The organism is Parafannyhessea sp. (genome assembly GCF_051876455.1).
GTDB lineage: Bacteria > Actinomycetota > Coriobacteriia > Coriobacteriales > Atopobiaceae > Parafannyhessea.
On record NZ_JBJEHW010000010.1, the window covers coordinates 3,699 to 6,646 of the forward strand.

The 2,948-nt window shown below is 63.5% G+C and carries 4 protein-coding genes; all 4 read right to left on the minus strand.

Going from position 1 to position 2,948, the window contains the following annotated elements; genetic code table 11:
• Positions 1-196: 196 nt before the first annotated feature.
• Positions 197-436 carry an acyl carrier protein gene (locus tag ACI38Z_RS00490; RefSeq protein ID WP_439788232.1) on the minus strand — a complete coding sequence of 80 codons (240 nt, stop codon included), beginning with the start codon at positions 434-436 and terminating at the stop codon, positions 197-199.
• A gap of 53 nt (positions 437-489) precedes the next feature.
• The gene (locus ACI38Z_RS00495) at positions 490-960 is read right to left on the minus strand and encodes a Zn-ribbon domain-containing OB-fold protein (protein ID WP_439788233.1); all 471 of its coding nucleotides are present in this window, start codon (positions 958-960) and stop codon (positions 490-492) included.
• A 33-nt stretch (positions 961-993) separates the two neighbouring features.
• Positions 994-2,280 carry a thiolase family protein gene (locus ACI38Z_RS00500; protein WP_439788234.1) on the minus strand — a complete coding sequence of 429 codons (1,287 nt, stop codon included), beginning with the start codon at positions 2,278-2,280 and terminating at the stop codon, positions 994-996.
• A 440-nt stretch (positions 2,281-2,720) separates the two neighbouring features.
• The coding region (locus ACI38Z_RS00505; RefSeq protein WP_439788235.1) for a hypothetical protein at positions 2,721-2,948 on the minus strand (228 nt) is incomplete at its 5' end.

The following is a 2,948-nucleotide window of genomic DNA, read 5'->3' on the forward strand; positions in this document are numbered from 1 at the left end:
GCGAACGTCTTCCATCAGGCCCATGCTGGGTCCCTCCAATCGGTAAGGGACGGGGCGGCCGCGCGGGTCGCCCCGTCCCTGGGTCGAATCACTTGGTTCCGTTGTGCGTGAGGTGGCGCGGGCAGGGCCCGCTGCCGTTGCGGACGTCCGCCTTGCGGGAGGCTCCCGACAAAGGCGGCACGTCCTTCTCGCCCGGCTACTCCTCGTACTCCTCCTCGACGCGGTCGACGAGCTCGCCAAAGGTCTTCATCTTCATGACCTCGTGGATCGTGACCTCGACGTCGAGCTCGTCCTCGATGAGCGAGGTGAGGGCAATCATCTTCATGGACTCCTTGCCCAGCTCGTCGAAGGGGGTGTCGGCCGTGATGTCGCCCTGGTACTGGTACGCGGTCTTGGCGAAGCCCGCCAGCTTGTCCTGCAGCTCCTGCTTGGTCATGGTGTGGTTCCTTTCCTGTTTGATGAACGTTGGCTTGGTGGTGCGATGGGTCGCTAGGCGTCCTGGACCTCGTCGAGCTCGAAGCAGAGCTCGCTCCAGGTGACGGTCTGGTCGGAGCCTGGCTTGAGCGGTACCACGCGCTCGATGGGCTTGGCGTGCACGCCGATGACCTCGTGGTCCTTGTACAGGCGCTCCTGCAGGTGCTTGACGACCTTCTTCTTGCCGCAGAAGACCACGAAGGTGTACTCCGGGCCCTCGTCCAGCTTGACCTTGCCGTATCCGTAGGGCTCGACGGCCTTGAGGTAGGGCTTGTCGTTCTGGATGCCGGGCACCACGAACGACTCGAGCGTGCCGTGGCCGGAGAGCTGGACCCACTCCGTGTGGCCGCAGCCGCACGTGTTGCAGCCCAGGTGGGGCGGGAACTCGATCGCGCCGCACTCGACGCACTTGCGGCCCCAGTACTCGCCCTTTGCGACGCCGTCGTAGAACCTCTTGACGATGGGCTCCATGTCTGTAAGAAGCATGGCTTCCTCCTTTAGGTGTTTATGCTGGTAGGGCTACTCGTGCGTGCGCAGAATCTGGCAGCGGATGTTCTGGCCGCCGCCAAAGCCGCGCAGGAACGTGGTCCTGGGGACGTTGGGCATCTGGGCAGGGCCGGCGGTGCCGCGCATCTGGCGCACGGCCTCGACGATGTCCGCCACGCCCGAGGCGCCGTGCGCGTGGCCAAAGTTGCAGCGGCCGCCATGCGTGTTGATGGGCTTGTCGCCGTCAAAGCCGCAGCGACCGTCGCGTGCGTACTGCCAGGCCTCGCCGCGCGGGATGTAGCCGACCTCCTCGGCCGCGACGATGTCGCCGGCGAGGAAGAAGTCGTTCACAAAGAGAAGGTCGATCTCGTCCGGGCTGACGCCGGTGAGCTCGTACACCTGGCGCGTGCCCTCCTTGGTGCCCATGTACTCGTTGTCGGGCGTCGCGCCCTCGAAGGCGGCCGCACCGGTGCCGAGCACGTCGATGGGCACGTGGTCGTAGCCGCGGGCCACCGCCATCTCAGTGGGCATCACGACGATCGCGGCCGCGCCGTCGCACTTGGTCTCGAAGCCGGTGACGCGCAGGTACTGCGTGACCTTGGGGTTGAACATGGACGAGAGGAACGCGTCGGCATCGGGCAGGCCGTTTGCCTTGGCAGCATCGTCGAAGTCCGTGTCGTAGAACGCGAGCGGGTTGAGCACGGCGTCGCGACGGAGGCTCTTGGACATGCCGTTGAGTGCCACGTCGATGTCCTCCGCGGAGAGGTCGAAGTCCCAGCGGTACTTGTTGATCCAGTTGTCGAAGCTGATGCCAAAGGCGGAGTCGAGCGGGCGTCCGTAGGCGCGGTCGTACACCTTGGGGATCGAGGGGAGCATCTCCTCGAGCGGGAAGTCGCGGCGGAAGCAGCCCGGCGCGTCCACGACGGGAAGCGACGCCGCGAGGTCGACGGCACCGGAAAGCACGATGTCGTACGTGCCGCAGGCAACCGCCTGCACGGCCTCCTGCAGGGCCACGTAGCCCGTGCAGCACGCCTCGGAGTGGTGCACGGAGCCGAGCCCGCGCACGCCGAACCAGTCTGCGACCTGCATGTTCGGCGTGAGGGAGTCGCCAATCATGAAGGGGTTCGCGGCGCCGTGGTAGAAGTACTGGATGTCGCGCGGCGCGAGGCCCGCGTCCTCGATCGCCTCCAGCGCGGCATAGCCAAAGGCGTCGCCCTCGCTCATGCCCTTGGTCTCGGGATGATCCTCGAAGTTCTTGAACGGCGTGCAGCCCACACCGACGATGGAGACGCTGCGTGCCTGCTTGCCCAGCTTGACCATGTGCTCACGTCCTTCTTGCTCGCTTGCCTATCTGATGACACGCATGCTACGGACGGAGGCGCGAAGACGTAAGAACAACGGAGCGGCGTGAGTTTCGCCGTGTGGGACGTTTTTTGCTATTTTGTTTCTTTTTGCTGGTAAATGAGGTGAGAAAATGTGCCATTAAGCGGTGCACGCCTTTTGGGACCAGCGGCGAGCGGTAGCTGACAAGCCGTCAGCGGCTTGGGAATTTACTATTTTTGCAACTTTCAATTTCGCTGGTCCCGGCACAGCAAAGGAGGGCCGGACGCATCCAGCCCTCCCAGGTGTCGGCCGAAGCCTTGATGGCGCTTCCACCTTTCACGACCCCGTCGGGAAGCATCTGAGCGACGATGGCGTTGGCGAGTAGAGTACGAAGTTGAACGAATCCAGCAGGACCATCCGACATCCTCCGGATTGCGTCATCGAGATGACGCATGCTGTTGGGTCTCTTGGTCACGACCGAGCTCCTTCCCTATCTTGTCCTTCTCGCTCTGGCTGATATAACCCCTACGCACAGCCTCCTCAGATGCACGTTGCGACCTCTCGATTCCGAGCGTGGATGTCGCAGAGATAAGAGCCTCCCCCACAGACTGGCAAGGTATGCCCTCGTAGTACTTGATGACATCCCGAGAATGTCGCTCTATTAT

Excerpts from the sequence above, each read along its gene's own strand:
- ACI38Z_RS00490 (WP_439788232.1), bottom strand. The coding sequence starts at position 436 with ATGACCAAGCAGGAGCTGCAGGACAAGCTGGCGGGCTTCGCCAAGACC.
- ACI38Z_RS00495 (WP_439788233.1), bottom strand. The coding sequence starts at position 960 with ATGCTTCTTACAGACATGGAGCCCATCGTCAAGAGGTTCTACGACGGC.
- ACI38Z_RS00500 (WP_439788234.1), bottom strand. The coding sequence starts at position 2,280 with ATGGTCAAGCTGGGCAAGCAGGCACGCAGCGTCTCCATCGTCGGTGTG.